This window comes from Halomonas mongoliensis, from assembly GCF_052496345.1.
The window spans coordinates 1,960,548-1,984,493 of the sequence record NZ_CP199288.1; the positions used below are offsets into that span (position 1 = coordinate 1,960,548).

The window sequence follows — 23,946 nt, forward strand, 5'->3', positions numbered from 1 at the left end:
AGGTTCCCCATGTTCAAACAGCTCTATAGCGCGCTCACCTCGGAAAACAGCATCGACGAGGCCTACGCCGACCTGACCCGGATGCTGGAGCACGGCGCCTGGATGTTTGCCCGCGCCAACGAGGTGCTCTACAGCACCGTGCCCGCCGAGGAGGTGCGTCAGCCGCTCTATCAGCGCGATGGCGCCGTCAACGAGCTGGAGCGCTCCATCCGCCGCAAGGTGCTGCGTCACCTGACCGTCAACCCGGGCCATGACGTGGCGATCTGCCTGGCGCTGATGAGCGTGGCCAAGGACGCCGAACGCATCGGCGACTACTGCAAGAACGTCTTCGAGGTCGGCGTCTTCTACAGCGAAGGCTTTCACGTGGAGCGCTACCAGCAGCCCCTGGACGAGGCTGCCGAGCGCCTGAACGGCCTGTTCAAGGAGTTGATCGCTGCCACCCGCGACTCCGACGAGGCCAGGGCCCACCGCGTGATCAGCGCCGCACGCGAGATCCGCGGGCGCTGTGACGGGCTGATCGAGGCGCTGCTGCGCGAGGAGCAGGCCATCGAGTTCCACGAGGCGGTGGCCTACTCCCTGCTGGCCCGCCACTACAAGCGGGTCGCCTCTCACCTGGCCAATATCGCCACCGCGGTCACCGGCCGGCTGGAGGACCTGGACTTCCCCAGCGAGGCCGACGACCGCGCCCTGGACTGAGGCCCTCGCCCCGGCGACTCGCCTCTGACAGCGAGAACCCCGCGCCAGCGTGAGCCGGCGCGGGGTTCTTCGTGCTGCGGGCCGTGCCTCAGGCCTGCTCGAACTCCTCGGTGTCCACCTCGGCCTGCTGCGCCTCGCCGTAGCGGGCGCCGGCGATGCGCTCCGGGGCCAGGAGGGCGTCGAGCCGCGCCACCGTGGTGGCTTCCAGGCGCAGCCCCTCGGCGGCCAGGTTCTCGCGCATATGGGCCACGGAGCAGGTGCCGGGGATCGGCAGGATGTCCTCCCCCTTGGCCCTTAGCCAGCCCAGGGCCAGCTGGCCGCTGCTGACCTCGAGCTCCCGGGCCACGGCCTCGAACTCGGCCAGCAGCGCCAGGTTACGAGGCAGGTGCTCGTCGCTGAAGCGCGGCATGCCGCGGCGCATGTCGCCCTCCGCCAGGCGCTCGCGCTGCCTGACGGCCCCGGTCAGGAAACCCCGCCCCAGGGGGCTGAAGGCCACGAAGAGCGTCTCCGCCTCGCGGCACGCCTCGAGCACCGCGATCTCGGGGTTGCGGGTCCAGAGCGAATACTCCGACTGTACCGCGGCGATGGGGTGCTCGGCCCGGGCGCGTCTCAGCGTCTGAGCCGAGACTTCGGAGAGGCCGACGGCGCCGATCTTGCCCTCTTCCACCAGCCGCCCGAGCTCGCCCACGCTCTCCTCGATGGGCACCTGACGGTCCCAGCGGTGCAGGTAGTAGAGGTCGATATGGTCGGTCTGCAGGCGCGCCAGGCTCTCCTCGCACTGGCGGCGCAGGGTGGCCGGGCGGCCGTCGATCACCTTCCTGCCCTGCTCGGGGTCCATGGCCATGCCGCACTTGCTGGCCAGCAGCAGCTCGCCGCGCTTGGCCGAGAGGGCCTTGCCCACCAGCCGCTCGTTGACGGTGGCGCCGTAGAGGGTGGCGGTATCGAAGTGGCGGTAGCCCATCTCGAAGGCGGCCTCCAGGGCGCGCAGCGCCTCGGCCTCCGGCACGCGCTGACCGTAGCCGTGGGAGAGGTTCATGCAGCCCAGGCCGATGGCGGGGGAGGCCAGGGCCGCGAGTCGAGAGGTCAGGGATGACATGGCGGCTCCTCGTCAGGGCTTGCGGGCGATGAACTGCACCACGCAGCCCGGGCCGGTATGGCCGCGGCCCTCCAGCACCTCGCGCTCGCACTCCCGGCTGAGCTGGATCTCCAGCTCGGCGAAGGCGGCATCGAGCTCGGCGGCGGTGAGGGTGCGGTCCGGGGTGCCGGGGCCGCCGGTGTTGCGGCTCGCCTGCGCCGGCGTATAGGCCTCGAGAATCAGCACGCCGCCGGGCTTGAGGGCGCGGATCACCTGGCGATGCAGGTGGGGGCGCCCCTCCGCCGGCAGGTGGCAGAAGATCGAGACCACGGCGTCATAGGACTCCGGGGCGAACTCGTGGGCGGTGAGGTCGGCGTTGAGGGTGGTCAGCGCCACGCCCTTCTCCTCGGCCAGCTGGGCGGCCTTGCGCAGGCCCACCGAGGAGGCGTCCACCGAGGTGACCCAGTGGCCGAGCCCTGCCAGGTAGACTCCGTTGCGGCCTTCGCCATCGGCCAGGCAGAGCACGCGCTTGGGCGCCTCGCCGATCCGCTCGGCCTGCTCGCGGAGAAAGTCGTTGGGCTCGGTGCCGTAGACGTAGTCGTCGGTGCTGTAGCGTTCATCCCACATGGGGCAGCCTCAAGTTGCGATGGAACAAGCACTTGAGAGTACAAGCTTCGCTGCCAAAAGGGCAGGGCCCCTTGTCCGGGAGGCCACTGTCACATTTTCTGCCCGGATTGGCTGTTAGCCTGCAAATGTCTTTCATCGCACGGGGAGTCACCCATGGACAGTACCGCATCCCACTACAGCCGGTTCAGCCGCCACCTCCACTGGGGTATGGCGGCGCTCTTCACTTGGATGTTCATCACCACGGCGGTGCGGGTCCTGCTGCCCGACAGTGCCCTCTACGATGCGCTCTGGCCGACCCATCGGCCGCTGGGGGCACTGCTGATGCTGCTGGTGGCGGTACGCCTGGTGTGGGCGCTGGTGGAGCGCAGCGGGCGCCCGCCATCGGTGAGCCTGGCCGCCAGCCTCGGCCACAAGGCGCTCTACGCGCTGATGGTGGCGGTGCCGGCGCTGGCACTGCTGCGCCAGTACGGCTCCGGTCGTGCCTTCTCCCCCTTCGGCATTCCGCTGATGCCCGGTTTCGAGGGGGAGGCCATCGAATGGATGACCGCCGCGGGCAGCAACTTCCACGGCCTGCTGGGCTGGACGCTGCTGGTGATGGCCCTGGGGCATGCCGGCATGGCAATCTGGCACCGTCATGCGGGAGACGAGGACGTGCTGGCGCGCATGGTGCCGCGGCTCGGTCGCTGAGCCGGCCGCTTCCGCCAAGGCCTGTCCGAGCGCCCCGAGTCCCGGCAAGTGCCGGCGGCCCGGGGCGTCACGTTGACACACAGTAATGACAAGGACTTCGGGAGCGCCAGGCATGGCCCAACTCACTTCATCCGCCCTTTCTCCCCGCTACCGCGTGCTGCTGGCCGGGGTATTCAGCCAGCTGCTCTGCATCGGTATCGCCCGCTTCGCCTACACGCCGCTGCTTGCGCCTGGTGGATCGCACGGCCCAGCGGCTGGACGATGAGGCGAGGGTGCCGGCGCACACCTGAGCCGCCTCACTCCTCCGGGGAGAGCGGCGGCTGCAGGTAGCGAAACATGAAGGCCAGCGCCGGCCCCAGGCTGGCCCGCCACACGCGCCAGGTGTGGCCGCCGGAGAGCACCTCCAGCGGCACCTGGCCCGGCTGGTTCTCTTCCAGGGCGGCCTGCAGCCGTCGGGCGTGGCCCACCGCATCGAAGACGTCGCGGTTGCCGGCGCTCAGGTAGAGCGGCACCACGTAGTCCTGTGTCAGGTAGCTGTCGAGATGGGCGGGATAGTTGAGCCGCTGCCAGAGGTCCGCATCGAAGCGCCCCTCCGGGGTCAGGAAGGCGGCGTGCTCCCGGGCGCTGGAGTTGGCCGGGGGCAGAGGGTAGTAGCTGGCCGGGCTCAGGGCCGCGGCGGCGGCGAACAGCTCGGGCCGCTCGAGAATGAAATTGACGGTGCCGTAGCCGCCGGCGGAGAGCCCGGCAATACCGCGCCACTCGCGTTCGGGCACCACCCGCCAGACCTCCTCCACATGGGGCAGCAGCTCCTCGAGGAAGGCGCTGCGGGCCGGTTCGTTGTGGCCATCGACCCACCAGCTCTGGCTGCCCGGCATCACGATCAGCGCCGGCGGAATGCGCCCCTGACGGATCATGCGGTCGGCGATCTCCTTGAGGGCGCCTCGGGTGACCCAGTCGCGGTCGCTGCCGAAGGAGCCGTGCAGCAGGTAGAGCACCGGGTAGTCGAGCCCGGAGTCGTGGTATCCCTCGGGCAGGTAGAGGGTATAGGGGTAGTCGCGCCCCAACAGCTCCGAGTGGAAGCGGTGGTGGGACACCTGGCTGGCCAGCGCCTGGCCGGCCAGCAGCAGGAGCATCAGGATACACAGGGCAACGCCTCTGGCGGCTCTCATGATGTGGCCTCCCGTGGGTGGATGGATGCCGTTTTCCCATGAAGGGAATTCATGCTGCCTGTCGCGGTCCGACAACAGGCGTACAGGAGGCGTTCAACCCACACGAGGACCCAGGGAGCCGCGACATGCAGCGAATCGAGGAAATCTACTGGCTGCGCGCCTATGGCTGCCTGGCCGTTTTCAGTTTTCATCTCCTCGACCATCTCAACCAGCGCCTCGATACCCTGGCCACCGACCTCGCCCGCATTCCCTCGGTGCTCGGCACCCCGATCTTCATCTTCATCTCGATCTTCCTGTTCTCGATGCGCTACGGGAACCATATTCCCCGTGGCTTTCTCGGCAGCCGGGTCAAGTACGTGATGGTGCCCTACCTGGTGTATGGCCTGGCCTACTCCGTGGCGGAGTTCCTGCGCCTGCGCGCTGTCGGCGTGGAGGCCGGCCTCTGGGAGACCCTGCGCGAATACCTGGTCTACGCCGGCTGGCACGGCTACTTCCTGATCATCGCCGCCCAGTTCTACGCCTTCTACTGGCTCTATGGCCGCCTGCACCTGGAGCGCTGGCTGCCCGCTACCCTGTGGCTTGTGATCGGCAGCCTGATCAGCATGGGCTGGTGGGGCTTCTGGCAGTGGCGCAGCAGCCTGCCGCCCGGCTACCTGCACTGGATCGCTCCGCTGGGATGGCTCTACCTCTTCTTCCTGGCGCTGGTGCTGGTGAAGCACTATCACGCCAGGCCCGGCGAGCGCCCCGCCTGGCTCGACGCCCTGGCACGGCCGTCCTGGCTGATGGCCATGGTCGGCCTGGTGGTGCTGCTCTCCCTGCCCGGCTGGCTGGAGTACTCCTCCAAGGAGGTGTGGGTGGTTCCCCTCTTCGTGCTCTTCACCCTCTGGCTCATGGGACGCCTGCGCGGCCGGCCGGCGCCGCCGCTGGTCAGGCGCCTCAACGAGTTCTCCTTCGGCATCTACCTGGCGCATCCGATGTTCTTCAATCTGGTCGACCTCCTCGACCCCGACCAGCGTCTGCCGCTGCCGCTCTATGCGCTGGCGCTGGCCGCGGTGGGCCTGGTGGGCTCCATCGGCTGGAACCTGGTGGTCAACCGCCGGGCGTGGGGCGGGCTGCTCTTCGGCAAGCGGCTGCGGGTGGCATGACGCCATGAATCATTCTGTTACCAACCCTTACCGGAAAATTCTGAACGCGAGCCAGGGGCTATCGTCACAGGGGGCACATGCATAAAACGCTCCCCTTGGCGGGGGGCACTTGGAGGAATCAATGAAACGGATGACCGCCCTGTTCTCTGCCGCCCTGCTCAGCGCCGGCCTGATGTCTGCCACCGCTCACGCCCAGCAGGACCCGGCCGCCGCTCCCGAGCAGCCCCAGGCCGCCGCCCCGGCGATGGACTTCTCCGATGAGCAGCTGCAGCAGTTTGCCGAGGTCTCCCAGGAGATTGTGGTGATCTCCGAGGAGTACACCCAGCGCCTGCAGGCCGCCGAGGATGAGGCCGCCCAGCAGGAGGTGCAGATGGAGGCCAACGACAAGATGGTCGAAGCGGTTGAAGACGGCGGTCTCGACGTGGATACCTTCAACGCCATCGGCATGGCCGTCCAGCAGGACCCCGAGCTGATGCAGCGCGTTCAGGAGATGGCGCAGTCCTGAGACTGACCCACTTCGATATCACGACTCGATCACCCTATGGATGAGGAGCGAAGCATGATGACGAAGCAACTCCTGAAGAGAGCCGGTATTCTGGGCGTATCTCTCGGCCTGCTGGCCAGCCCCCTGGCCTTCGGCGACATGCACGCCCCGGCGGCCGACGAGCATGATCCCGCCGACCCCATGACCACCCAGCCGGCTGACCCCGCGGCCCAGCCGGCCGACCCTGCCGCCGACCCCATGGCGGACCCGGGCGCCCCGGCCGAGCCGGGCACCCCGGCGGAAGAGCCCGGCTTCGGCAGCGGCACCGAGCCGATGCCCAGCGGCGAGGGCGCCGCTGAGCCCGATGACCAGGGCGAGTGGGAGATGCCCGACGACCAGGAGCAGAGCGACTGGTAAGCTAAGCCCAGGGCATCAAGCCTTCTCTATGGTGTTCCCCGGCGCGGCCGGCCAGTGTTCCCCCATCCCCTCGGCATGTCCGGCCGGACCGCGTCCTTCACCCCCGCACCCCGCGGGGGTTTTTTGTGGTCGGTCGAGACAGCTTTTGCACCGCGCTACCCTTGTCGCTTAAGTTGAATTGTCTTCGTGGGACCTGATGTCCCACTCAGCGGTGCAGGGAGGAGCATGTGAGCGACACCGATCTTGGGCTGATGGATGCCCGCCAGCTGGCTGCCCTCTTCGAGTCCGGCGAGGCGTCGCCCCTCGAGGCGACCCGGGCGGCCTTCGAACGCATTGACCGTTTCAATGCGGCGGTCAATGCCTATGTGTACCTGGACCGGGAGGGGGCCGAGGCGGCGGCCCGCGACGCGACCCGACGCTGGCAGCAGGGGCAGCCGCTCAGTCCCATCGACGGCGTGCCGGTCTCGATCAAGGACCTGACGGAGGTGGCCGGGATGCCGACCAGCCAGGGCTCCCTGACGGCGCCCGACACGCCGAGCGAACGGGACGCGCCGCCGGCCCGACTGCTGCGCGAGGCGGGTGCGGTGATCCTGGGCAAGACCAACACCCCCGAATTCGGCTGGAAGGCTGTGACCGACAACCGGGTCTTCGGCGCCACGGCCAACCCCTGGAACACGCGCCTGACTCCCGGTGGCTCCTCCGGCGGGGCCGCGGTGGCGGCGGCGCTCAATATGGGGGTGCTGCACCAGGGAGGGGACTCGGGAGGCTCTATCCGGATCCCGGCATCCTTTACCGGCGTGTTCGGCTTCAAGCCCACCTTCGGCTGGACGCCGCAGTGGCCGCCGAGCACGGAGCCGACCCTCTCCCATCTCGGCCCCCTGACCCGCTCGGTGACCGATGCCGTCCGCATGCTCAACGTGATCGGGCGCTACGACTTTCACGATCCCTATGCGGTGCGCGGCCAGCCCGAGGACTGGGGAATGGAGCTGCATCAGGGGCTGTGCGGCCTGCGCATCGCCTACTCGCCGGATCTGGGCTATGCCCGGGTCGACCCCCAGGTCGCCGAGCGGGTGCGCGAGGCGGCCAATCGGCTCAGGCTGCTGGGTGCCGAGGTGGAGGAGGTCGACCCCGATATCGCCTCTCCGCTGGAGACTTTCAAGAAGCTCTGGTTCACCGCGTCGCTGGTGGTCTGGGAGGGGCTCGATGAGGAGCAGCGCGAGCGTCTCGACCCGGGGCTGGTGGCGGATGCGCACCGCGCCGACGAGTGGCGCGTCGTTGACCTGTTTCGTGCCCTGACCGAACGGGCCCGGCTGACCGAGCGGCTCGAGCACTTCAACCAGCGCTACCATCTGCTGATGACGCCCTCGGTGACGATTCCGCCCTTCGCGCTCCATCACAATGTGCCTCCCGGCAGCGGCATGCGCGACTGGGAGGAGTGGGCGAGCTTCTCCTACCCCTTCAACCTAAGCCAGCAGCCGGCCGCCTCGGTGCCCTGCGGCTTTACCGATGACGGCCTGCCGGTCGGTTTCCAGCTGGCGGGCGGCAAGCATGACGATGCGCGGGTGCTGCGCGTCTGCCACGCCTTTATGAGCGCCTATCCGCCCCGCTTCCCCGACTGCCCCGATCCCGGGAGGCCTTGAAGACGAGTCTGCGATGCCCACCCCTGTGGCGGGCATCCCTGCCTGCCCCGGTGGCGCGTAGAGCTATTCGGGCGTGTCTGAGGGTGGCATCACCACCCACTCCGGCTCCTCGAACTCGCCGATCAGGCGGATCTCGCAGCAGGGGGCGGCGCTCCTGATGATCGCCTTCACCTTCGGGTCGGGCTCGGCCTCCATGGCGTCGCGGCTGGCCTTGCTGTCCCAGTGGGCGATGGCGATCAGGGTGTTGGGGTCGTCGATCTTGCGGTGCAGCTCGGTGCCGCGAGCCCCCGGCGCCCGCTGGATGATCTCGCTGGCGCGCACCCAGGCCTCGGCGTACTCCTCGGCGGTATAGCCGTCGCGGATATGCACCTCGAAGATATATTTCATGGCGGCTCCCCTTGTCGCTTCCCCGCTCACTGTATCTCGCCAGGGGCTGGCCTTCGACTCTGCACGCCTATCCGCTGATATGCTGTGAGACGCTGGCCTGGCCATCGACGACGAGGAGAGAGCATGTCCGATACACCCTATGCGAAGACCCTGGCCGCCCTGGATGCGCTGCACGCGCAGGACCCGCGCAGCGTGGAAGTGGAGGGTGCATCCATACCCCGAGAGCTGTGGCACGCCGGGCGCATGAGCGCCTGGCTGGAGCGGCTGCATGAGCACCCCGATGAGCTGGTGCGGCTGGCGGTGCGTGGTCAGCACCTGCAGCGCTGGCAGGTGCCGCGCAGCGACTATCCCGAGGGGCGCGTGGGCTACCTGACCTGGCGCCGCGACCAGGGGCAGCGCGCCGGCGAGACCACCGCCGGCCTGATGCGCGAGGCGGGCTATGCCGATGAGGCCGCCGAGGCGGTGGAGCGGATGATCCGCAAGCAGGGGCTCGGGCGCGAGCCGGGCTCCCAGGCGGTGGAGGACTGCGCCTGCCTGGTGTTCCTGGAGAACTACTTCGCCGATTTCGCCCGGCAGATCGACCACGATCACCTGATCCGCATCGTGCAGATGACCTGGAAGAAGATGTCGCCGCAGGCCCATGAGCTGGCGCTGGGCCTGCCCATGAGCCCTGCGGCGCGCAGCCTGGTGGAGGAGGCGCTGGCAGGCTAGGCCTTGCCCAGCAGGCGGGCGCTGTACCAGGCGATCATGCGCTCCTCGTCGGTGGAGATCACCCAGGCGCCGACGCGGCTCTCGTCCTGGCTGATGCGGGGGGCGTCGCGGCGGTTGGCGTCGGGGTCGAGGGCCAGGCCCAGCCACTCGCAGCCCCGGCAGATGGCCTCGCGCACCGGGGCTGCGCGCTCACCGATGCCGGCGGTGAAGACCAGCTGGTCGAGCCCGCCCAGGGCGGCCGCCAGGCTGCCGATCTCGCGCACGGCGCGGTAGGCATAGAGCGCCACCGCTTCGCGGGCCTCCGCCGCGGGGCTTGCGAGCAGCTCGCGCATGTCGCCGCTGATGCCGGAAACGCCGAGCAGGCCGGAGCGCTTGTAGAGCAGCTCGGTGACCTCGTCGGCGCTCATGCCCTCCTGCTGGATCAGGTGCAGCACCAGCCCCGGGTCGAGGCTGCCGCTGCGGGTGCCCATGGGCATCCCCTCGATGGCGGTGAAGCCCATGGTGGAGGCCACGCTCTGGCCGTTGCGGATGGCGCAGAGGCTGGCGCCGTTGCCCAGGTGGGCGACGATCACCCGCTCCCGGGGGGCATCGCCCAGGTGTGCCGGCAGCACCTGGTTGATGTAGTCGTAGGAGAGCCCGTGGAAGCCGTAGCGGATCAGTCCGCGCTCGGTCATCTCCCGGGGCAGGGCGAACCAGCGGGCGACCTCGGGCTGGTCGGCGTGGAAGGCGGTGTCGAAGCAGGCCACCTGGGGCAGCTCGGGGTAGCGTTCGGCCAGCGCCGCCACCGGGGCGAGGCAGAAGGGCTGGTGCAGCGGTGCCAGCGATTCGAAGGCCTTGAGCGCGTCGGTGATCTCGGGGGTGAGGCGCACCGGGCGATGGTAGGCACGGCCGCCGTGGACCACCCGATGCCCCACCGCGGCGAGCGCCAGGTCGGGGTGCGCATCCAGCCAGCCCAGCAGGCGCGCGGTGGCGCCCGGCAGGTCGAGGCGCGGAGGCAGCTCGCCCATCTCCGCGGCCACCGGGTGGCCCTCGCCATCCGCCAGCGTGAAGTCGGGGGCGCCGCCGTTGAGCCCGGTGAACTTGCCGCGATAGCGGGGCGTCAGGGCGTCGAGGGAAGCGGCGCCCGCCAGCGGATAGAGGGCAAACTTCAGGCTGGAGGAGCCGCTGTTGAGGGTCAGGATATGACGCATCTCAGGCTCCCTGCTCGGGCAGCCCCTGGCGCCGCTGGTGGTCGGCTACCAGCAGGGCCAGGGCGCAGGAGGCCATGCGGGTGATGGCCTCGTCGGCGCGGCTGGTGAGGATGATCGGGACCCGGGCGCCCAGCACCAGGCCGGCGCCGGTGGCATCGGCCAGGTAGGTCAGCTGCTTCATCAGCATGTTGGCGGACTCCAGATCCGGGGCCACCAGGATATCGGCGCGCCCGGCCACCGGGGAGTCGATGCCCTTGGTGCGCGCGGCGCTCTCCGAGATGGCGTTGTCGAAGGCCAGCGGGCCGTCCAGGGTGCCGCCGCAGATCTGGCCGCGGTCGGCCATCTTGCACAGGGCGGCGGCGTCCAGGGTGGAGGGGATCCGGGGGTTGACCGTCTCCACCGCGGAGAGGATGGCCACCCTGGGGTCCTGGTTGCCCAGGGCGTGGGCCAGCTCGATGGCGTTGCAGATGATGTCGCGCTTCTGGTCGAGGCTCGGCGAGATATTGATGGCGGCGTCGGTGATGAACAGCGGGCGCGGGTAGGTCGGCACGTCGAAGGCCATCACGTGGCTGATGCAGCGCTCGGTGCGCAGGCCGCCGTCGCGCTTGAGCACCTCGTGCATCAGCTCGTCGGTGTGCAGGGCCCCCTTCATCAGGGCCTCGGCGCGTCCTTCTCGCACCAGGGCCACGGCGCGCTCCGCGGCGGCGTGGCTGTGGGGCACGTCGATCAGCTCGAACTCGCTGATATCGAGCCGGGCGGCATCCGCCGCGGCGCGGATCTTCGCCTCCGGGCCCACCAGCAGGGGAATGATCAGGCCCTGGTGGGCGGCGGCCACGGCGCCGGTCAGCGAGACATCGTCCACCGGGTGCACCACCGCCACGGGGATGGCGGGGGGGTGGTCGGCGGCGGAGAGGATCTCGTGCAGGCGGCCGCGTTCGGCCAGGCGCACCGTGGGCAGCACGGCACGGGGCCGGCGGATCTTCTCCGTGGGGGCGAGCACGCGGGCCTCGCCCTCGATCACCACCTTGCCCCGCTGGTTCTCGCAGCGGCAGTCGAGGGTCAGCTGCGAGCGTGCATCGTCCTTGGCGCTGACGCGCACGCTGACCTTGAGCACGTCGCCGAGGGCGACCGGTGCCCGGAAGCTCAGCGTCTGGCCCAGGTAGAGGGTGCCGGGGCCGGGCAGCTGGGTGCCCAGCACCGTGGAGATCAGCGCGCCGCCCCACATGCCGTGGGCGATGACCTCCTGGAAGCGCGAGCTGCGCGCGAAGTCGTCGTCCACATGGGAGGGGTTGATGTCGCCGGACATGATGGCGAACAGCTTGATGTCATCCAGGGTCAGGCGCTTCTCGAGGTGCGCCTCGTCGCCTACCTGGATCTCGTCGAAGGTGCGGTTCTCGATGTAGCTATCGTCTTGGGGGGCGTCCATGGGGGCGGCTCCGAGGGTGGTTACTGCGATGCAGCAAATTCAGCCCCCATCATAGCCTGTCACTGGCCTCCTTGCGCTGCCCCGTGCGACCTTGCGATACCGCCGATGGCTGTGAAGGTACAACCACGCCGGGGTGGCGGAGGTGCCGGTAACGAGCGTGCAACAGGCGGGCGGGCCATGTGAGTGGCCCGCCCGTTGCGCTTGTGGGCCCTTGCTCCTAGGGAACCAGTGTCTGGGCGGCCTCTAGGTAGGCGGCGCCGTTGCTCTGGACCCGTTCGAAGTCCCCGGTCTCGGAGCCCTGGTGCACCTCTTCCAGGGTTATGGCCATCTCGGCGACCTGCTCGGTGATGGTCTCCAGGGCGTTCTCCAGGGTGTAGGTGAGCTCGTGGATCACCCCCAGGTCCTCCAGGCCGAGTTCGTCGGCGGCGAGGATCTCGGCCAGCTGCTGGTTGTAGGTGGAGAAGTTGGCCACCGCGGTGGTCAGGTCGGGTGACGCCTCGCCCTTGAAGTGGGCGGGGCGCTCGTCACTGTGGTCATGGGCCTGGGCGGCGGTGGTCAGCAGGCCGGCGAGGAGGGTGCTCAGCAGCAGCGTTTTCATAGCGGATTCCTGTTTGGTAATGAAAACTATTCGCAAAAGCGAATCTAGCCCTTTTCCGGCAGCCCGGCAAGGTCGGGTCGCCGAGCGCCGGTGGCATCCTGCCAAGATTTGATCCAGAGCAGGTTTGACAGGGGGCTGGAATCGACCTAGCTTATCACTCGCGAATGATAATTGTTATTATTTATCGCCTTGATTCAGGAGGTCGACATGACGTATCGCATCAACACCGGGCTCAGGAATGGCGCCCAGCCGACGCTGCAGATCTGCGATGCCACCACCGGCTCGGTGCGGGTGGCCTGGGAGTATCCGAGAGAACCGGCCGGCCTGAGCGAGGAGGAGCGGGAGCTGTTTCAACTGCGCCGGGAAGAGGCGGTTCACGACCTGTTCCGGCGGCTCTTCCTGCTGACCACCGAGCAGTACCTGAAGGGAGAGCTGGATACGCCGCCGCGGCTGGGGGCCTGGCGGCGGCGCTCCGGCTGAGGCCGCGCTCGCCGTGGAGAGGCGCCGCTCAATAGCGGATGTTGTCGCCGCCGTCGACGTAGTGGACGCTGCCGGTGGTGGCGGCGCCGGCGGGGGATGCCAGGTAGACCACGGCGTTGCCCACGTCCTCCACGGTGGCCAGGCGGCGCAGCGGGGCGCGGGCCTCGCTGGTGTCGGCCAGGGCGTCGAAGTCCTTGAGGCCGGAAGCGGCCCGGGTGCGGATGGGCCCCGGCGAAACGGCATGCACGCGAATGCCCTGGGGGCCCAGCTCGGCGGCCAGGTAGCGGGTCATGGACTCCAGGGCCGCCTTGACCGGGCCCATCAGGGCGTAGTTGTCCACCACCCGCTCGGCGCCGAGGTAGGACATGTTGAGCAGGGTGCCTCCCCTGGGCATCAGCGGCTCGGCCAGCCGCGCCATGCGCAGGAAGGAGTGGCAGGAGACGTCCATGGCCAGCAGGAAGCCGTCGCGGGAGGCGTCGATCAGGCGACCGCGCAGATCCTCCAGCGGGGCGTAGGCGATGGAGTGCACCATCACGTCGAGCTGCCCATGCCGGCTGGCGATATGCTCGAACAGCGCGGCGAGCTGGGCATCATCCTGAACGTCGCAGGGCATCAGCTCGGCGTCGCCCAGTGCACCGGCGAGATCCTGCACGAAGCGCTCGGCGCCGGGCATATGGGTGACCACCACCCGGGCACCCGCCTGCTGCAGCGCCTGGGCGCAGCCGAAGGCGATGCTGTCGCGGTTGGCAAGCCCCGTGACCAGGGCAACCCTGTCGTGAAGCGAGAAGGGGGAGTCGGCCATCGTCTTGGGTCCCTGTTTGCGCTGCGGTGCAGCAAGTCGATGGCCAGTATAGCGAAGAAGCCCGGCGAAGGGGCAGGCCGCCGCCAGTCTACAGGGAGACCTCCAGCGCCTCCTCGGTCTCGCAGGGCTTGCCGTGGCGCAGGGTCAGGCGCCGCTCGGTGAGGTTCATGACCACGCCGAACAGGGTCTCCATGCGCTCCTCCGGGGGCTGGGCGGGGTTGAAGTGGCGACAGATCGAGAGCGGTTCGCCGTGGTGGTCGGCGAGAATCTCGAACAGGGTGCGCTCATCCACGGGGCCCTTGGCGGGCAGCGCCTGACCCAGGAGGTCGTCCAGGCGCGCCAGTCGCGGCCTCGAATCGGGACGGGGGAAGTCCTCTACCTGGGCGGTGGCGTCCGGGGCGTAGAGGTGGTTGGTGTGGGTGACCACGCCGCCCTCGGCACCGAGCCGACCGGGCTCGCCGGGGTGTACCTCGAGCCCCACCGCCTCTCCCGAAGCGCTGGCTACCAGGAAGTGGGCAGGGGAGCAGACCCGGTCGCGGCTGGCCACCGCCAGGGCGCTTTCCATATCGGGGCTCTCGAGGATCTTGCGCAGCGCCACGTGGATCGGCAGCCCCTCGCCGCAGGTTTGCGAACGGATGGCGTTGAGGCAGACGCCGATACCGTGGGCGTTGAGGCCGATCTTGGCCACCATGCCCGCCTCGCCGACGCTGACCAGGGGCGCGGCGTCCCGGCCTTGTATCCTCAGCGCTACCACGTTGTGCAGCTGGTCGGTGCGCCAGTCCCAGTTCTGGGCCAGCCACTGGGTGCCGGCGTGGGCCAGGGAAAAGGCGGAGCAGCCGCCGCTGGCCCGGGTCAGCGAGATCTCGCTGCGGCAGTTGAGGGTGAGGATATCGATGGGCTCGACGCCGGCCCCCTCGGCGATGGCGTCCATCTCCTCGAGGATCTCGGGAAAGCCGCGCTCGATCATCCGCCCGAAGCGCTTGGCCTCGGCCCGGGCCCGCACCCAGCGGATGCCCACGAAGTCGTGGAAGAGCCGGTCGTAGACCTCCAGGCTACGCTGGATCAGCAGGGCGTGGGTGCGGCCGTGGGCCAGGCCGATCTCGCGGCGGCTGCCGCTGAGCTCGGTGACGGTAATCAGCTGCTGCAGCATGGTTCGAGCGCCTCCTCCTGGCGGGGTAGAGTCTCAGTATAGGTTTGCTGGTGTCACGCGCCGCCTCGCTCTGAGGTTGACGGATGGCACCGCCAGCGTTGGTAGCGACGGCTTGAGATTTCCCGCGGGGCGTTCCAGATTGAGCGAGGGAGTCACCAGCATATTATTCGCAACCAACGGGACAACAACATGAAGAAGAGCATCCTGTCGATGGCCATTGCGGCCTCAGCGCTGAGCCTGGCCGGCGTGGCCCAGGCCGAGGTGAAGGTCGGTTTCCTCGGCGGTTTCACCGGGGGCATCGAGAGCCTGACGCCGCCTATCTTCGAAGGGGCTCGCCTGGCGGTGCAGCAGGTCAACGAGCAGGGCGGCATCCTCGGGGGGCAGACCCTGGTGATGCCCAGCGGTGATACCACCTGTGCCGACGCCTCGGCGGCCTCCAACGCGGCGGACCGCATGGTCAACACCGAGAACGTCACCGCTATCGTTGGCGCGCTCTGCACCGGGGCGACCATCGCCGCGGCCAACAACGCGGCGATTCCCGGCGGCGTGGTGATGGTCTCGCCGGCCTCCACGGCACCGGCGGTGAGCGAGCTGGACGACAACGACCTGGTGTTCCGCACCGTCCCCTCCGATGCCTTCCAGGGCGAGATGCTGGCCAAGCTGGTCCTCGACCGTGGCATCGACTTCGTGGCGGTCACCTATGTGAACAACGACTACGGCCGCGGCCTGTCGGAGGCCTTCAGCGAGGCCTTCGAGGCCGGCGGCGGCACCGTGGCCGAGAACCTGGCCCACGAGGACAACCGCGCCGACTACCGCTCCGAGCTGGGCTCGCTCTCGGCCAGCGGCGCCGACACCCTGGTGGTGCTGGCCTATGCCGACACCTCCGGCCAGACGGTGCTGCGCCAGGCCTACGAGAGCGGCATGTTTACCCAGTATGTGGGCGCCGACGGCATGGTAGGCGATAGCCTGGTTCAGGCGGTGGGTGCCGATGTGCTGGAGGGCATGATCGCTACTCGTCCGGGCAGCCCCGATCTGCCGGGCACCGAGCTGTTCAACGAGGCCGCCGAGGCCGCCGGCATCGACCCGAGTGCGGTGTTCGCCGCCCAGGCCTACGATGCCGCCTTCCTGGTGGCCCTGGCCATCGAGCAGAACGGCAGCGCCGAGCGCGAGGGGCTCTCCGCGGCGCTGCGCAGCGTCTCAAGCGCTCCGGGCGAGATCATACTGCCCGGCGAGTGGGAGAAGGCCGTGGAGCTGATCGCTCAGGGCGTGGAGATCAACTACGAGGGCGCCTCCGGCAGCCACGAGTTCGACGAGAATGGCGACGTGCCCGGGGTGGTGGTGGAGATGGTGGTCGAGGACGGCCGCTTCGTCAGCAAGGGCTTCGTCGAGCCCTGAGCGCCTCGCGCTGAGCTGATCAGAGCGCTCTGACCCAATAGGCCCCGGTGGGAAACCACCGGGGCCTACTTGTTTCAATCGGCCTCTCTACCCGTGGTGCCTGACCTTTTCAGGTAAAAGGCCTTGAGGCGCGAAGCGCAGCACCAGGGTGATCAGCAGGCCGATCACGAAGACCCGGGCCTGCAGGGCGCGGCTCTCGATATTGCGCGGCGGCTCCCAGCCGAACCAGAGATCGCCCAGGTGCACCGCCAGGTTCATCACTGCCAGCGCCAGCGGCTCCGACATGATCCAGATGATATAGACCGCCACGGCGCCAAAAATGGTGCCCAGGTTGTTGCCGGGCCCACCCAGGATCACCATCACCAGCACCAGGAAGGTGTGGTTGAGGGGCAGGTAGCCGTTGGGGTCGAAGAGGCTGTTGAAGGTGGCCAGGACGCCGCCGCCCAGGCCCATCAGGATGCAGCCCAGCACGAAGATCTCCAGGCGCCGCCGGTTGATGTCCTTGCCCATGGCCGAGGCGGCCACCTCGTTGTCGCGGATGGCGCGCACCATGCGGCCCCAGGGGGCGTGGTAGGCGCGGTGCAGCAGGAAGAAGATCATCGCGATTAGCACCGCCGTCACCGAGAGGTAGGCCGCCCGGGCCAGGGTGAAGCCCAGCTCCGCCGGCCCCGGGGTGGGCCAGGGCAGCGGCGAGACGGTGGCGGTGCCGCGGGTCAGCCAGTCGGAGTTCTTGAGGAAGGCCTTGATGATCTCGGCGATGCCCAGGGTGGCGATGGCCAGGTAGTCGCTGCGCAGGCCCAGGCAGATATGGCCGATGAAGTAGCCCACGGCGCCGGCCAGCGCCCCGCCGACGATCCAGCCGGTCCAGGCCGGTAGGCCCAGGCCGCCGACGAAGCCCGCCCGGGACTGGATCTCGCCGGTGACCCCGCGCAGCAGGCTGATCACCACCAGGTAGAGCACCACCGCCAGCACGACGGCAATCACCGTGCGCAGCCGCTTCGGCACGCCGAGGCGGTCGAGCCGGGTGGCGCCAACGACCAGCAGGGTCGCGGCGGCGGCGTAGAGCAGCACCCGGGCCAGCTCCCCGGGCAGCTCGCTCTCCCAGAAGGCGGGGTTCACCGGCACGCTGAAGGCCATGGCGCAGTAGCCGCCGAGGGCCACGAAGCCCATGACGCCGGCGTTGAACTGGCCGGCATAGCCCCACTGGATGGTGAGGCCGAGGGCCAGGATGGCGTAGCAGGCGGCCTCCACCAGCATGCGGGTGCTGTAGGCGGCACCCATGGCCAGGTAGACGCCGAGGATGGCCGCCAGCAGGGCGGCAAACAGCACCACCTCGCGCAGGGGGAAGCGCGACGGGGCGTTGACCAGGTCTGCGCGGCGCTTGTCTTGAGTGTTCATCAGATCACCTTGCCCTTGAAGATGCCGGTGGGACGCCATACCAGGATGGCCACCAGGATGAAGAAGGGCACCACGATCTTGTATTCGGTGCCGACGAAGGCCAGGTTGCGCGGCAGCTCCAGCCACTCGGGGAAGTGGTGGGCGATGGGTCGCAGCAGCACCGCCCAGTTGAACACCGCTAATGTCTCGGCGAAGCCCACCACGAAGCCGCCGGCGATGGCGCCCCAGGGGTGCCCCACGCCGCCGACGATGGCCGCGGCGAAGATCGGCAGTAGCAGGAAGAAGCTGAGGTCGGGCTTGAAGGTGACGTCCAGCGACAGCAGAGTGCCGGCGATGGCCGCCAGGCCCCCGGCGATCACCCAGGTCACCGCCACGATGGCGTTGGTGTTGATCCCCGAGGCGCGGGCCAGGTCGGGGTTGTCGGACATGGCGCGCATCGCCTTGCCCAGTCGCGAGCGGTTGAGGAAGAGGTGCAGGCCTACCACGCAGGCGATGGTCAGCACGAAGAGGATGATCTGGGGCTCGGTGATCACGATGGGCGCGCGCACCCCCTCGAAGGGCAGGGCGAGGCGATAGATCTCCTTGCGCTCCCCGGCCATGTAGAGGCTCTGGCCGCTGGTGCCGGCGAACAGCCGGATCAGCCCCTGCAGCATCAGGGTGACGCCGAGCGAGCCGATGACGAGGACGATGGGCTTGACCCCGTGGGCGCGCAGCGGCTTGTAGAAGGCCTTGTCGATGCCCACGGCGAGCAGGGCGGTGAGCACCATGGCCGCCGGCAGCATCACCACCGGGGTGGGCAGCCCCACGATTGCCCCCACCCCCGGAAAGGCGGCGGTGAGCAGCAGCACCATGAAGGCCCCGAAGGTCATCATGTCGGCGTGGGCGAAGTGCGCGAAGCGCATGATGCTGAAGATCAGGGTGACGCCGATGGCGCCGATGGCGTAGATCGAGCCGGTGACGCTGCCGGCGATCACCACGTTGTTGATAAAGAAGACGAGTTCGTTCACGACGGTTGTTCTCCTGCCCCTGGCTCAGCCGCCCAGGAAGCTCCTGGCGACGTCCGGGTCCGCCAGCAGGGCGGCGCCGGTATCGGTGAAGCGGTTCTGGCCGGCGGCCAGCACGAAGCCCTTGTCGGCGATGGCCAGTGCCTGCTTGGCGTTCTGCTCCACCATCAGGATGCCCACGCCGGCGGCGTTGATCTGCTTCACCTGGGCGAAGATCTCGTTCATGTAGAGCGGCGAGAGGCCCGCGGTGGGCTCGTCGAGCAGCAGCAGGCTGGGCTCGGCCATCAGCGCCCGGCCCATGGCCACCATCTGGCGCTGGCCGCCGGAGAGCTCGCCGGCGGGCTGGTGGCGCTTGTCGAAGAGCGGCGGGAAGAAGTCGTAGATCCGCTTGAGCATGCGCTTGACGTTCTGGGGCTTGAGGAAGGCGCCCATCTCCAGGTTCTCCTGCACCGTCATGCTCGGAAAGACGTTCTTCTCCTGGGGGACGAAGCCCATGCCCTTCTGCACCAGCTTGTTGGGGGGCAGGTTGTGGATCGGCTCGCCGCGCAGCAGGATCTCTCCCCGGGTGACGGTGAGCAGGCCGAAGATGGCCTTGAGCATGGTGGACTTGCCGGCGCCGTTGGGGCCGACGATGACGCCGATCTCGTCGGCTTCGATGGCCATGTCCACCCCGTTGAGGATGTTCATGCCGCCGTAGCCGCCGTGCACGTCGCGGGCATCAAGCAGTGGCATCGTGGGACGCTCCGAAGTAGGCCTCGATGACCTCGGGGTTGTTCTGGATCTCCTCGATGGTGCCTTCGACCATCACGCTGCCCTGGGCCAGCACGATCACCGGATCGCAGAGCCTCGCGATCATCTCCATGTCGTGCTCGATGACCAGGAAGGTGTAGCCCATCTCGCGGTTGAGGCGCTCGATGTTCTCCACCAGGTCGCCCAGCAGGGTGCGGTTGACCCCGGCGGCGATCTCGTCGAGCAGTACCACCCGGGCGTCGGTCATCATGGTGCGGCCGAGTTCGAGCAGCTTCTTCTGGCCGCCGGAGAGGTTGCCGGCCAGCTCGTTGCGCACGTGGTAGAGGCCGATGAAGTCGATCACCTCGAGGGCCTTGCGGCGCACCTCCGCCTCCTCTGCCCGTACCGCGCCGGGCTTGAGCCAGGCGCTGAAGAGGTGCTCGCCGGCCTGCTGCGGCGGCACCATCATCAGGTTCTCCAGGGCGGTCATCTGGGAGAACTCGTGGGCGATCTGGAAGGTGCGCAAAAGCCCCTTGTGGAAGAGCTCGTTGGCGGGGCGGTTGGTGATCTCCTCGCCGTCGAGCAGCACCTGGCCGCTGTCCAGCGGCAGGGCGCCGGCGATGATGTTGAAGAGGGTCGACTTGCCGGCCCCATTGGGGCCGATCAGCCCGGTGATGGAGCCCTTCTCGACCCGGAGGGAGCAGTCGTTGATGACCCTCAGGCCGCCGAAGGCCTTGTTGACGTGACGCACGTCGATCATGGCTGCCATGGCACTGTCCTGTTGTTCTTGTTGATGGCCGCTGTCGGTGGCCTGTTCTGCCTGGGCGCCGCCCGCGGTGCGGGCGGCGGTTATCCGGCTAGCGCTCCTGGCTGTCATCCACCAGGAAGGTGCGGCCGGCGGCAAAGGCACCGACGATCACCAGGGCGCCGATGGTGGGGATGAGATAGCCCTCCACCTGGGGAATGGCGCGCAGGAAGACGAAGGCCACCGCCGCCGGGGCCACGAAGCGCACCAGGAAGCGCCAGATGGCGAACCAGGTCTCGTTGGTGCGCATCTCCTTCATCACCTCGCTGTGGGTCAGGGCCCAGCCGGCGAAGAGCGCGATCAGAAGGCCACCGAGCGGCATGAAGATATTGGTGAGCAGCTCGATGAAGTCGAAGGCGCTGCGTCCGAAGAGGGTGTGGAAGAGGGTGCCCTCGGCGTAGATATTGAAGCTGACCACGGTGAGCAGGCCCAGGGCCCAGCTGGCCACCACCATGGCGAACACCGCCTGGGGACGGGTAAGGTCGAAGCGCTCCACCAGGAAGGCGGCCACCGGCTCGATCAGCGAGATGGAGGAGCTGATGGCGGCCCCCAGCACCAGGATGAAGAAGACCCCGCCGATCAGGGCGCCGAAGGGCATCTCGGCGAAGGCCAGCGGCAGGGTGACGAACATCAGCCCCGGGCCCTGGCCGGCGTCGAGGCCGGCGCCGAACACCAGCGAGAAGATCGCCAGGCCCGCGATCATGGCCACGGCGGTGTCGACGATGGCGATGGAGACGGCGGTGCGGGTCAGCGAGAGCTCGCTGGACATGTAGGCCCCGTAGGCCATGATGGCGCCCATGCCGAGGCTCAGGGTGAAGAAGGACTGCCCCATGGCGGCCAGCCAGCCCTCGAGGCTGAGGTCGGCCAGGTTGAAGGTGAACAAGAAGCTGGCCGCGGCGCCGAAGTCGCCGTTGGCCACGCCGTAGCCCAGCACCAGCAGCAGGATCACGAAGAGCGCCGGCATCAGGATGCGCAGCCCGCTCTCGATGCCCTTGTGGATGCCCATGCCCACGATCAGCCCCGAGGCGATGATGAAGAGGGTGTGGTAGAGGGTCAGCAGGGCCGGAGAGGCGAGCAGGGCGTTGAAGCCTTCGCCGATGGTCTCGGCATCGGCGCCGGAGAGCGAGCCTGTCAGCATCTGCCAGGTGTAGTGGATGGCCCAGCCGGCGATCACCGAGTAGAAGCTCAGGATCAGGAAGGCCGAGGCGGCCCCCAGCCAGCCGATGGACTCCCAGGCTCGCGAGGTGTTGTGGGTACGGGTGAGGAAGCGCATGCCCATGATGGGGCTTCGGCGGCTGGCGCGGCCCAGCATGGTCTCGGCGATCAGGATGGGGATGCCCACGGCGAAGATGGTCAGGGCGTAGACCAGGATAAAGGCGCCGCCGCCGTTCTCGCCGGTGAGGTAGGGAAAGCGCCACAGGTTGCCGAGTCCCACCGCCGACCCGACGGCGGCCAGCAGGAAGGTGCCCTTGTGGGTCCAGACGTTATGCTTGCTCATGGAGGCTCCGGATGCGAATCGTATGGCCTTGTGGGCCTGTGCCGCCACTTTGCGACAAAACGCACTCGGGAACCAGCTGGCTAGCGTTTACCGGCCGTTAAGTTCGGCGATGGTGTCGCTATCGACTACTGTTCCTGCTCTTCTTCCTCGTCGTCGTCCTGCTGGCCGATGCGAGGCTCCAGCGCCCTGGACTCGTCCGGCAGGCGTACGGTATCGCCCAGGGCGAGCTTGCCGTGGGACTTGAGGCGGCGGCCGTTGTCGATGGCGATGATCGCTGCCACCTCGCCGATGCTGGTGCCCTCCACGTAGGCCTCTACCCGAATGCGCACCACGGTGCCCTGGTAGCGGGCCGAGAGGATGTCGCCGCGCCCGGGGGCCGAGTGGCCCATGGGGTCCTTCTCGAAGTGGCGCATCACGCTGTCGGCGCCGGGGTCGTCCCACTCCACGTGCTTGTGCATGCTGCTCTCCTGGTTGGGTGGCAGGGGCTGTCAGGCCTTCAGCATAGAAGATGTGACTCGCGGAAACGACAACGCCCGCCCGGAGGTTCCCGGGCGGGCGTCTTCCAGCGTGGCGGCCGGTCTTACTTCTTGCTGGCGCGCTTGCGCTCGTGCTCCTTGAGGAACTTCTTGCGCAGACGCAGGTGGTTGGGGGTGACCTCCACCAGCTCGTCGTCGTCCAGGAACTCGATGGCCTGCTCCAGGGAGAACTTCACCGGTGGGGTCAGCACGATGTTCTCGTCGTTGCCCGAGGCGCGCATGTTGTCGAGCTTCTTGCCCTTGGTGGGGTTGACCACCAGGTCGTTGGCGCGGCTGTGGATGCCGATCAGCATGCCCTCGTAGACCTCGGTGCCGTGGTCGATGATCAGGCGACCGCGGTCCTGCAGGGCGTAGAGCGCATAGGCCAGCGCCTTGCCGTCGACCATGGAGACCATCACGCCGTTGCGGCGCTCGGTGGCGGCGTCGGGCTTGAGCGGGCCGTAGTGGTCGAAGCGGCTGGTCAGGATGCCGGTGCCGGAGGTCAGGGTCATGAACTGGCCGCGGAAGCCGATCAGGCCCCGGGCGGGGATGATGAAGTCCAGACGCACCCGGCCCTTGCCGTCCGGGTTCATGTTGGTCATCTCGCCCTTGCGGTAGCCGAGCTCCTCCATGATGGCGCCCTGGTGCTGCTCCTCGCAGTCGATGATCACCTCCTCGTACGGCTCCTGCTTGACGCCGTCGATCTCCTTGATGATCACCTCGGGGCGACCCACGGCCAGCTCGAAGCCTTCGCGACGCATGGTCTCGATCAGCACCGAGAGGTGCAGCTCGCCGCGGCCGGAGACGATGAACTTCTCCGGGGTCTCGCCCTGCTCGACGCGCAGCGCCACGTTGTGGATCAGCTCCTGGTCGAGGCGGTCCTTGATGTTGCGGCTGGTGACGAACTTGCCGTCCTTGCCCGCAAAGGGCGAGTCGTTGACCTGGAAGGTCATGGAGACGGTGGGCTCGTCCACGGAGAGCGGCGGCAGCGCCTCGACGCTGGCCGGGTCACACAGGGTGTCGGAGATGGAGAGGGAGTCGATGCCGGTAATGCAGACGATGTCGCCGGCGGTGGCCTCTTCGGTCTGCACGCGCTCCAGGCCCAGGTGGGTCATCACCTGGCCGATCTTGCCCTTGCGGGTGGCGCCGTCGGTGCCGATGACGGTGACCTGCTGATTGGGCTTCACCGCGCCGCGCTTGATGCGGCCCAGGCCGATGACGCCCACATAGCTGTTGTAGTCCAGCGCCGAGATCTGCATCTGGAAGGGACCATCCAGCTCCACCTTGGGCGGCTCGACGATATCGACGATGGCCTGGAACATGGGGGTCATGTCCTCGGCCAGCTCCTCGGGGTCGGGGCCGGCGATGCCGTTGAGGGCCGAGCAGTAGATGATCGGGAAGTCGAGCTGCTCGTCGGTGGCGCCGAGATTGTCGAACAGGTCGAAGATCTGGTCGATGACCCAGTCGGGGCGGGCGCCGGGGCGGTCGATCTTGTTGACCACCACGATGGGCCTGAGGCCCTGGGCGAAGGCCTTCTGGGTGACGAAGCGGGTCTGCGGCATGGGGCCGTCGACCGAATCCACCAGCAGCAGTACCGAGTCCACCATGGACATCACCCGCTCGACCTCGCCGCCGAAGTCGGCGTGTCCGGGGGTATCCACGATGTTGATGCGGTACTCTTCGCCGTCGGGCGAGTTCCAGCGGATCGCCGTGTTCTTGGCCAGGATGGTGATGCCGCGCTCACGCTCCTGGTCGTTGGAGTCCATGATCCGCTCCTGTCCCTCGGCCTTGCGGTCCAGGGTGCCGGACTGGCTGAGGAGCTTGTCGACCAGGGTGGTCTTGCCGTGGTCAACGTGGGCGATGATGGCGATGTTCCGGAGATTGGCGATCTCGGAAGGCGTTGCGGTGGTCATAGATT

The 23,946-nt window shown here is 68.3% G+C and carries 26 protein-coding genes; 10 read left to right on the forward strand and 16 right to left on the reverse strand.

Translation table 11 applies throughout. The annotated features are described in order from the left end of the window. The first annotated feature begins 9 nt into the window (after positions 1–9). Positions 10–696: a phosphate signaling complex PhoU family protein gene (locus ACRYRV_RS09215; protein ID WP_253446642.1), complete on the forward strand. Its 687-nt coding sequence runs from the start codon at positions 10–12 to the stop codon at positions 694–696. An 88-nt stretch (positions 697–784) separates the two neighbouring features. On the opposite strand, the gene ACRYRV_RS09220 is transcribed toward ACRYRV_RS09215, so the two are convergent. After that, positions 785–1,792, reverse strand: a complete 1,008-nt coding sequence (locus ACRYRV_RS09220; protein WP_444985328.1) for an aldo/keto reductase — start codon at positions 1,790–1,792, stop codon at positions 785–787. Between the two features lie 12 nt (positions 1,793–1,804). Continuing rightward, positions 1,805–2,398, reverse strand: coding sequence for an SAM-dependent methyltransferase (locus ACRYRV_RS09225; protein ID WP_309636686.1), 594 nt, complete (start codon positions 2,396–2,398; stop codon positions 1,805–1,807). A gap of 153 nt (positions 2,399–2,551) precedes the next feature. Here ACRYRV_RS09225 and ACRYRV_RS09230 point away from each other — a divergent pair, with 153 nt between their 5' ends. Together ACRYRV_RS09230 and ACRYRV_RS09235 are read left to right on the forward strand one after the other, a co-directional pair. Next, positions 2,552–3,085, forward strand: a complete 534-nt coding sequence (locus tag ACRYRV_RS09230) for a cytochrome b (protein ID WP_444985327.1) — start codon at positions 2,552–2,554, stop codon at positions 3,083–3,085. 112 nt (positions 3,086–3,197) lie between these two features. Continuing rightward, positions 3,198–3,350: a hypothetical protein gene (locus ACRYRV_RS09235; protein WP_444986308.1), complete on the forward strand. Its 153-nt coding sequence runs from the start codon at positions 3,198–3,200 to the stop codon at positions 3,348–3,350. A 31-nt stretch (positions 3,351–3,381) separates the two neighbouring features. On the opposite strand, the gene ACRYRV_RS09240 is transcribed toward ACRYRV_RS09235, so the two are convergent. Further along, on the reverse strand, positions 3,382–4,254 hold the full coding sequence (locus tag ACRYRV_RS09240) for an alpha/beta hydrolase (RefSeq protein WP_444985326.1): 873 nt from the start codon (positions 4,252–4,254) through the stop codon (positions 3,382–3,384). Between the two features lie 125 nt (positions 4,255–4,379). Here ACRYRV_RS09240 and ACRYRV_RS09245 point away from each other — a divergent pair, with 125 nt between their 5' ends. The 4 genes from ACRYRV_RS09245 to ACRYRV_RS09260 all read left to right on the forward strand — a co-directional run bounded on the left by ACRYRV_RS09245 (position 4,380) and on the right by ACRYRV_RS09260 (position 7,940). After that, the gene (locus ACRYRV_RS09245; RefSeq protein WP_444985325.1) at positions 4,380–5,399 is read left to right on the forward strand and encodes an acyltransferase family protein; all 1,020 of its coding nucleotides are present in this window, start codon (positions 4,380–4,382) and stop codon (positions 5,397–5,399) included. Positions 5,400–5,520: 121 nt separating this feature from the next. After that, on the forward strand, positions 5,521–5,904 hold the full coding sequence (locus ACRYRV_RS09250) for a DUF4168 domain-containing protein (protein WP_444985324.1): 384 nt from the start codon (positions 5,521–5,523) through the stop codon (positions 5,902–5,904). A gap of 57 nt (positions 5,905–5,961) precedes the next feature. After that, on the forward strand, positions 5,962–6,300 hold the full coding sequence (locus ACRYRV_RS09255) for a hypothetical protein (protein WP_444989433.1): 339 nt from the start codon (positions 5,962–5,964) through the stop codon (positions 6,298–6,300). A gap of 227 nt (positions 6,301–6,527) precedes the next feature. Continuing rightward, the gene (locus ACRYRV_RS09260) at positions 6,528–7,940 is read left to right on the forward strand and encodes an amidase (protein ID WP_444985322.1); all 1,413 of its coding nucleotides are present in this window, start codon (positions 6,528–6,530) and stop codon (positions 7,938–7,940) included. A gap of 63 nt (positions 7,941–8,003) precedes the next feature. On the opposite strand, the gene ACRYRV_RS09265 is transcribed toward ACRYRV_RS09260, so the two are convergent. After that, on the reverse strand, positions 8,004–8,327 hold the full coding sequence (locus ACRYRV_RS09265; protein ID WP_444985321.1) for an antibiotic biosynthesis monooxygenase family protein: 324 nt from the start codon (positions 8,325–8,327) through the stop codon (positions 8,004–8,006). A 123-nt stretch (positions 8,328–8,450) separates the two neighbouring features. Between ACRYRV_RS09265 and ACRYRV_RS09270 the strand changes: the two genes are divergently transcribed. Beyond that, positions 8,451–9,038, forward strand: coding sequence for a DUF4202 domain-containing protein (locus ACRYRV_RS09270; RefSeq protein WP_444985320.1), 588 nt, complete (start codon positions 8,451–8,453; stop codon positions 9,036–9,038). On the opposite strand, the gene ACRYRV_RS09275 is transcribed toward ACRYRV_RS09270, so the two are convergent. From ACRYRV_RS09275 to ACRYRV_RS09285, 3 genes are all read right to left on the reverse strand, one after another. Beyond that, positions 9,035–10,228, reverse strand: coding sequence for an acetate/propionate family kinase (locus ACRYRV_RS09275; protein ID WP_444985319.1), 1,194 nt, complete (start codon positions 10,226–10,228; stop codon positions 9,035–9,037). The genes ACRYRV_RS09270 and ACRYRV_RS09275 overlap by 4 nt on opposite strands. Position 10,229: 1 nt before the next feature. Beyond that, positions 10,230–11,654, reverse strand: a complete 1,425-nt coding sequence (locus tag ACRYRV_RS09280; RefSeq protein ID WP_444985318.1) for a bifunctional enoyl-CoA hydratase/phosphate acetyltransferase — start codon at positions 11,652–11,654, stop codon at positions 10,230–10,232. Between the two features lie 217 nt (positions 11,655–11,871). Next, on the reverse strand, positions 11,872–12,252 hold the full coding sequence (locus tag ACRYRV_RS09285; RefSeq protein ID WP_444985317.1) for a DUF6746 family protein: 381 nt from the start codon (positions 12,250–12,252) through the stop codon (positions 11,872–11,874). Positions 12,253–12,459: 207 nt separating this feature from the next. Here ACRYRV_RS09285 and ACRYRV_RS09290 point away from each other — a divergent pair, with 207 nt between their 5' ends. Then, the gene (locus ACRYRV_RS09290) at positions 12,460–12,732 is read left to right on the forward strand and encodes a hypothetical protein (protein ID WP_253446570.1); all 273 of its coding nucleotides are present in this window, start codon (positions 12,460–12,462) and stop codon (positions 12,730–12,732) included. Positions 12,733–12,760: 28 nt separating this feature from the next. Here the strand turns inward: ACRYRV_RS09290 and fabI are convergent, their stop codons facing one another. Next, positions 12,761–13,534, reverse strand: coding sequence for an enoyl-ACP reductase FabI (fabI, locus tag ACRYRV_RS09295; protein ID WP_444985316.1), 774 nt, complete (start codon positions 13,532–13,534; stop codon positions 12,761–12,763). Between the two features lie 88 nt (positions 13,535–13,622). Continuing rightward, on the reverse strand, positions 13,623–14,684 hold the full coding sequence (locus ACRYRV_RS09300) for a C45 family autoproteolytic acyltransferase/hydolase (protein ID WP_444985315.1): 1,062 nt from the start codon (positions 14,682–14,684) through the stop codon (positions 13,623–13,625). Positions 14,685–14,873: 189 nt separating this feature from the next. Between ACRYRV_RS09300 and ACRYRV_RS09305 the strand changes: the two genes are divergently transcribed. Beyond that, positions 14,874–16,079: an ABC transporter substrate-binding protein gene (locus tag ACRYRV_RS09305; RefSeq protein WP_444985314.1), complete on the forward strand. Its 1,206-nt coding sequence runs from the start codon at positions 14,874–14,876 to the stop codon at positions 16,077–16,079. Between the two features lie 87 nt (positions 16,080–16,166). Here ACRYRV_RS09305 and ACRYRV_RS09310 read toward each other — a convergent pair whose 3' ends face one another. The 7 genes from ACRYRV_RS09310 to typA all read right to left on the reverse strand — a co-directional run bounded on the left by ACRYRV_RS09310 (position 16,167) and on the right by typA (position 23,941). Next, complete coding sequence (locus tag ACRYRV_RS09310) at positions 16,167–17,477, reverse strand: branched-chain amino acid ABC transporter permease (RefSeq protein WP_444985313.1); 1,311 nt, start codon at positions 17,475–17,477, stop codon at positions 16,167–16,169. Beyond that, entirely contained in the window at positions 17,477–18,484 is a 1,008-nt protein-coding gene (locus tag ACRYRV_RS09315) for a branched-chain amino acid ABC transporter permease (RefSeq protein WP_309636702.1), read from the reverse strand. The genes ACRYRV_RS09310 and ACRYRV_RS09315 overlap by 1 nt, the downstream gene beginning before the upstream one ends. 24 nt (positions 18,485–18,508) lie before the next feature. Then, complete coding sequence (locus ACRYRV_RS09320) at positions 18,509–19,213, reverse strand: ABC transporter ATP-binding protein (RefSeq protein ID WP_444985312.1); 705 nt, start codon at positions 19,211–19,213, stop codon at positions 18,509–18,511. After that, on the reverse strand, positions 19,200–19,979 hold the full coding sequence (locus ACRYRV_RS09325; RefSeq protein ID WP_444985311.1) for an ABC transporter ATP-binding protein: 780 nt from the start codon (positions 19,977–19,979) through the stop codon (positions 19,200–19,202). Before ACRYRV_RS09325 ends, ACRYRV_RS09320 begins: the two co-directional genes overlap by 14 nt. An 88-nt stretch (positions 19,980–20,067) precedes the next feature. Next, entirely contained in the window at positions 20,068–21,513 is a 1,446-nt protein-coding gene (locus ACRYRV_RS09330) for a sodium-dependent transporter (RefSeq protein ID WP_309636705.1), read from the reverse strand. Positions 21,514–21,638: 125 nt separating this feature from the next. Beyond that, positions 21,639–21,971 carry a hypothetical protein gene (locus ACRYRV_RS09335; RefSeq protein WP_309636706.1) on the reverse strand — a complete coding sequence of 111 codons (333 nt, stop codon included), beginning with the start codon at positions 21,969–21,971 and terminating at the stop codon, positions 21,639–21,641. Between the two features lie 122 nt (positions 21,972–22,093). Beyond that, positions 22,094–23,941, reverse strand: a complete 1,848-nt coding sequence (typA, locus tag ACRYRV_RS09340) for a translational GTPase TypA (protein WP_309636707.1) — start codon at positions 23,939–23,941, stop codon at positions 22,094–22,096. Positions 23,942–23,946 lie beyond the last annotated feature (5 nt).

Excerpts from the sequence above, each read along its gene's own strand:
- ACRYRV_RS09215 (WP_253446642.1), top strand. The coding sequence starts at position 10 with ATGTTCAAACAGCTCTATAGCGCGCTCACCTCGGAAAACAGCATCGAC.
- ACRYRV_RS09250 (WP_444985324.1), top strand. The coding sequence starts at position 5,521 with ATGAAACGGATGACCGCCCTGTTCTCTGCCGCCCTGCTCAGCGCCGGC.
- ACRYRV_RS09330 (WP_309636705.1), bottom strand. The coding sequence starts at position 21,513 with ATGAGCAAGCATAACGTCTGGACCCACAAGGGCACCTTCCTGCTGGCC.
- ACRYRV_RS09280 (WP_444985318.1), bottom strand. The coding sequence starts at position 11,654 with ATGGACGCCCCCCAAGACGATAGCTACATCGAGAACCGCACCTTCGAC.
- ACRYRV_RS09335 (WP_309636706.1), bottom strand. The coding sequence starts at position 21,971 with ATGCACAAGCACGTGGAGTGGGACGACCCCGGCGCCGACAGCGTGATG.
- ACRYRV_RS09235 (WP_444986308.1), top strand. The coding sequence starts at position 3,198 with ATGGCCCAACTCACTTCATCCGCCCTTTCTCCCCGCTACCGCGTGCTG.
- ACRYRV_RS09320 (WP_444985312.1), bottom strand. The coding sequence starts at position 19,213 with ATGCCACTGCTTGATGCCCGCGACGTGCACGGCGGCTACGGCGGCATG.
- ACRYRV_RS09220 (WP_444985328.1), bottom strand. The coding sequence starts at position 1,792 with ATGTCATCCCTGACCTCTCGACTCGCGGCCCTGGCCTCCCCCGCCATC.
- ACRYRV_RS09240 (WP_444985326.1), bottom strand. The coding sequence starts at position 4,254 with ATGAGAGCCGCCAGAGGCGTTGCCCTGTGTATCCTGATGCTCCTGCTG.
- ACRYRV_RS09225 (WP_309636686.1), bottom strand. The coding sequence starts at position 2,398 with ATGTGGGATGAACGCTACAGCACCGACGACTACGTCTACGGCACCGAG.
- ACRYRV_RS09285 (WP_444985317.1), bottom strand. The coding sequence starts at position 12,252 with ATGAAAACGCTGCTGCTGAGCACCCTCCTCGCCGGCCTGCTGACCACC.
- ACRYRV_RS09255 (WP_444989433.1), top strand. The coding sequence starts at position 5,962 with ATGACGAAGCAACTCCTGAAGAGAGCCGGTATTCTGGGCGTATCTCTC.
- ACRYRV_RS09270 (WP_444985320.1), top strand. The coding sequence starts at position 8,451 with ATGTCCGATACACCCTATGCGAAGACCCTGGCCGCCCTGGATGCGCTG.
- typA (WP_309636707.1), bottom strand. The coding sequence starts at position 23,941 with ATGACCACCGCAACGCCTTCCGAGATCGCCAATCTCCGGAACATCGCC.
- ACRYRV_RS09300 (WP_444985315.1), bottom strand. The coding sequence starts at position 14,684 with ATGCTGCAGCAGCTGATTACCGTCACCGAGCTCAGCGGCAGCCGCCGC.
- ACRYRV_RS09230 (WP_444985327.1), top strand. The coding sequence starts at position 2,552 with ATGGACAGTACCGCATCCCACTACAGCCGGTTCAGCCGCCACCTCCAC.
- fabI (WP_444985316.1), bottom strand. The coding sequence starts at position 13,534 with ATGGCCGACTCCCCCTTCTCGCTTCACGACAGGGTTGCCCTGGTCACG.
- ACRYRV_RS09265 (WP_444985321.1), bottom strand. The coding sequence starts at position 8,327 with ATGAAATATATCTTCGAGGTGCATATCCGCGACGGCTATACCGCCGAG.
- ACRYRV_RS09310 (WP_444985313.1), bottom strand. The coding sequence starts at position 17,477 with ATGAACACTCAAGACAAGCGCCGCGCAGACCTGGTCAACGCCCCGTCG.
- ACRYRV_RS09325 (WP_444985311.1), bottom strand. The coding sequence starts at position 19,979 with ATGGCAGCCATGATCGACGTGCGTCACGTCAACAAGGCCTTCGGCGGC.
- ACRYRV_RS09290 (WP_253446570.1), top strand. The coding sequence starts at position 12,460 with ATGACGTATCGCATCAACACCGGGCTCAGGAATGGCGCCCAGCCGACG.
- ACRYRV_RS09275 (WP_444985319.1), bottom strand. The coding sequence starts at position 10,228 with ATGCGTCATATCCTGACCCTCAACAGCGGCTCCTCCAGCCTGAAGTTT.
- ACRYRV_RS09245 (WP_444985325.1), top strand. The coding sequence starts at position 4,380 with ATGCAGCGAATCGAGGAAATCTACTGGCTGCGCGCCTATGGCTGCCTG.
- ACRYRV_RS09305 (WP_444985314.1), top strand. The coding sequence starts at position 14,874 with ATGAAGAAGAGCATCCTGTCGATGGCCATTGCGGCCTCAGCGCTGAGC.